General features: G+C 40.3%; 1 protein-coding gene. It reads left to right on the top strand.

Annotation, left to right across the window (positions count from 1 at the left end; translation table 11 throughout):
* Positions 1–64 precede the first annotated feature (64 nt).
* The gene (locus F6K49_RS35820) at positions 65–4303 is read left to right on the top strand and encodes a tetratricopeptide repeat protein (RefSeq protein WP_293104445.1); all 4239 of its coding nucleotides are present in this window, start codon (positions 65–67) and stop codon (positions 4301–4303) included.
* Positions 4304–4547: the final 244 nt, after the last annotated feature.

Below are 4547 nucleotides of genomic sequence, written 5' to 3'. Positions count from 1 at the left end.
TAGTAAATCGGAATTCCAACAGGTAGATAAACTATTAACTAATTTCTGGAACAAGTTTCGCCAGATGGGATTTGAGCCGAAGTTTCTGGCTGTACCTGGCAACCACGACCTGGTTCGACCAGATAACGAATCTGACCTGGCATTGATTTGTCTGAGGGATATGTGGAACAATCCTGATATCCAAAATCCATTTTGGTATAACATCGAATCTCCTCAGCGACAGCTTGTAATTACAGCTTTCGAGAATTATGTTGAATGGTGGAAAAATATAACCGTACCTAAGCCAGACATCTATTCAGAGGGCATACTGCCAGGAGATTTTTCAGCAACAATAGAGAAAGACGGGTTCAAACTCGGAATTTTAGGACTCAATAGCGCGTTTCTGCAACTGATGGGCGGTGACCGACAAGGTAAGCTGGCTCTACATCCGCGCCAGTTCAATGGAGCCTGTAATCCAAATGGACCGTCTTGGGCAAAAGAACACCATGCTTGTTTGCTGCTTACCCACCACCCCCAGGATTGGTTAACCGACCAAGCCAAAGAGCAGCTAAATAGTGAGATTCACAGCCCGCCGGAACGATTTGCTTTGCATCTGTTTGGACATATGCACGAGTCCAACCTAAGCAGCTTGGCGGAAGGTGGTGCGAATCCTCGACGCACACTGCAAGGCTGTTCCTTGTTCGGTATGGAAGGCTGGGGGGAAAAAAACGAGGAACGGGTGCATGGTTATTCACTATGCGAATTGAAGATCGAAGGGGATACCGCCTCCCTGAGCATCTACCCCCGTAAAGCAGAGAAAAAACAGGGGGGCGGATTGCAGATTGGTTGCGATGCAAGCTTTAGACTGCCCAAAGGAAAGGACGGCACGGAACCAGCAACAGTGAAATTGCTGCGCAATATTGAAGGTCTTGGAACGGAAAAAAAAAACGGATCACCAAAGCCTAAAACCTTAACAACTGATGCTTCATCCCCTGACCCCTTTATAGTACCGGACTACAATATAGAAAGATTCACTGGACGTAAAGAGGAGCTAAGGCAGCTAGAAGAGGTGCTACTGTCCCAGCAAGATCACAAACGCAAGATTGTGGTAATCACGGGAACAGGAGGGATGGGTAAATCTACCTTAGCGTATCACTTTGCCACCATCCATAAAGACGAAAAAGACGAAAAAGACGAAAAAGACGAAAAAGACGAATTTCCCGATGGAGTGGTTGGTTTGCGAGTGGATAACAAGGACTTAAATACCATCGCACGGCAGTTTGCACGGCTGATTGACAAGCCCATCGACCCAGAGGATGACAGAGAACCTAAGCAGATTATGCAAACCTTGTTTGCCCCAAGGGATATGCTACTGATTTTCGATAATGCGGAAGAAGCAAGTATCAAGGAGCTACTTCCAGGGGGCAACAGTTGTGCTGTGATTGTCACTACCCGGAATCAGACTCTACCTGTTTCTTTAGATGTGCCAGAAGCTCAGACGATTAGGCTGCGATCGCTACCGGAAAAGGATGCTTTAGATTTACTAAGAAAAATTCTGGGTGAATCCAAGATCAATAGCGAATTAGCCGCAGCTCAGCGGATAACGAAAATTGTTGGCAGATTACCATTAGCACTCCGAGTAGTAGGTGCAGCATTACAAGGACAACGCGACTCTTTGGACGACTATGCCCAGGCTCTAGAAGAAGAGAAAGATGAACTCTTGGAAGAACTCAAAATAGAAGGTGATAAAGACCTTAATGTCGAGATTTCATTAAATTTTAGCTTGAAGTCGCTTTCAGAGGATGAAATTGATTTTTTTGCCTGTTTAAGCGTGTGTGCAGCGGAAGGTTTTGCTAAAAAAACAGCGATGGTAACAGCAGGATGCCAGAAGAATTTACAAGCTCAGCGTAAATTGAGGCGGATTTATAATTTGTCCTTATTGGATTATGTAGATACGGGAGAAAACCGTTATGTGCTGCATCCGTTAGTACGAGTATATGCAATGGATCTGGCTCACAAGCGAAGGTTACTAGCTACAGCACAAGAACGCCATGCTAAATTTTTTGTGGAATGGTTACAGCCTGAAAATTTAGAAGATGAGACGGTCGTAGATGAGACGGTCGTAGATGAAGCTGCTGCAAATTTGGATGATGTGATCTTAGCTGCCGAGTGGTTGCAGACTCATGAAGCTGAAACAGACCAGATCAAATTGGAAAACTACCAATTTGCCTTACAGCTACACCGATTATTTGAAAAGCATGGCTACTGGAACAAGGCAATTACTTTGACGGCAAGATTTCAATCTTGGGCAGAGCAATTCCAAGATTGGAAGGCAGTGGTTAAATATAAAATGCATCAGGCTCGCTACTGGTCTTTTGCAAAAGAATTTGAAGAAGCTGAAAAAATATTGGAATCTGCCCAGGATGATCTACCAAAGATTCCGGATTTAAATACTCGCAAGATGCGCGAAGCTAAGGTACTGAATGTCTTGGGTGGCGTCTACCAAAAACAAGGTAAACTGGAATTAGCTATTGAAACTTTTAATAAACAAATTGATATTGATAAAGAGATTGGTAATGATTTATCAAGAGCCATTGGGTGGAAGCATTTAGGAGGAGTGCTCCAGGAACAGGGCGAATTAGAGAAAGCAGAGCAGGCTTTTGAAGAAGTAATTAAAATCGCCGAAGCTATCAAGGACTATCAGCTTGCTAATGGACTGATAAGTTTATACAAACTCCATCTACAACAAGGCACTCTAGAAATAGAAGAAGTTCAAGGGCGATGGAGGCGGGCGATTCTTATTATTAAAAATTTAGGAGAGCTTCGGAGAGCTGCAACTAGTGCAATGACTTTAGGAGGAGAACTGTATAAGCAGCGATATTTAAGTGAAGCCTTGCAAATTTTATTAATTGCCGCAGATATTCATGAAAGTTTCAATAGTGATGGGTTAGTTTCAACTCTAAGAAATTTAGCTAACGGTTTATCTAATAAAAAAAGTTTTGAAGAAGCATTAGAAGCAATAAATGCAGCAATTAAAATATGTTTGAATACTGACAATCAAAAAAATCAGAAAAAACTGGCTACCCTTTATAATATTCGAGGAAAAATTCTGCAAGAAAAAGGTAGGCAAGCAAAAGGGAAAGCAAAAGATAATTTATTGAAGGAAGCACAGCAAGCCTTTGAACAACAAATTAAAATCGCCAAAGACACCAATGACCAAAAACAGCTTGCTATTGGATTGCCATTTTTATTCAAAAATAAATTCGAACAACATAAAGAAAAAGAGGCATTTAAAATTTTAAATGAAGCAATCGATCTAAGTGATGATATAAATCCTAAAGACTATGCAAGCATGTTGTTTAGGTTGGCTAATTCCTTAAAAAAATATGAAAAATTCATTAAATCTTGGGAAGTTTTTATTTTATTAGAAAATTACTATGAACATCTTGAAATCAATGAATTAATCTATTCTATTCGTAATTTAGCTAACAATTTATATAATCAAAAAAATGTTCAAGAAGCATTACAGGCAACCCGCTTAGCAATCAACATTTCTATAAAGAGTAGCAATCACAAGCAATTGGAAGAGGTTCTGAATATTCTGATTTCAAAAAAGCATTATAAAGAAAATGATATTCACGAAATTATTAGCGATAGTTTTTACCTAGCACACAACCTTGGTAATCAACTAGGGGAAGCAATCATAGCCAATAGCTTCGGACAATTCAAAGCTCATCAAAAAGGTAAAGAAAACTTTGAGCGTTCACAAATGTATTTCCGCCACAGTATCAAATTGTTCGAAGAACTTAACGAGCAAAAATATCTCGCAAAGGTTCATACAGCAATGGGTAAGGCATTTATAGAACGCGGAGATTTTGAAAAGGCTGTTGAAGCATTATCAAAAGGCTTTGAAATTGATGAAAGCTTATCCAATATTCCGGGTTTAAAAATTGTTACCCGTAAGTTAACTTATGCCCTATCTAGCTTAGGAAAACGGGAAGAAGCATTAGCTTATTGTGATCGAGCACTGAAAATTACCCCAAATCATCTAAAGTTTATACAATTACGTGACCAAATTCAGACATGGTTCATCAAAACTGGTCGGATTAAATACATCGGGCGTAATGAAGACAACTCACACTGGGGTAAAATTGCACCTGATGATGGCAGTTCAGACATTACATTTAATCAGAAATACATTGGTTCGGATTCTGCATCTCAGCTTACTCAAGGCACTTTAGTTGAAGTTAAAGGATACGAAAAAAATGGGAAGCTGTATGCAAAACAAGTCAGAGTGATTGAAGAGGAAGAAGAGCAAGATTAAAGTTGCGAAGCATTTTTAGTGGAAATGTAAATATAGGATTGATCAAAAAAGCGATCCGGCGTTGCTGATTCTGGGTATGGTTTCGCCCCCCTAGGGCGTGTTTTCAAAGTTTTCCGCAAGATTATGATCCCCCCCAGCCCCCCTTAAAAAAGCTATCCATTAGGCAAAAGTAGTCGAAACAGTGATAGAGACTAGGACGTAGAAGCAAGTTGTGAACCTTCAAACAAATGGTAAAAGGTAGAAA

It is taken from the genome of Moorena sp. SIO3I6 (assembly GCF_010672095.1).
Note: the sequence above shows the minus strand (reverse complement) of the source record. Positions and strands in the feature narration are given on the sequence as shown.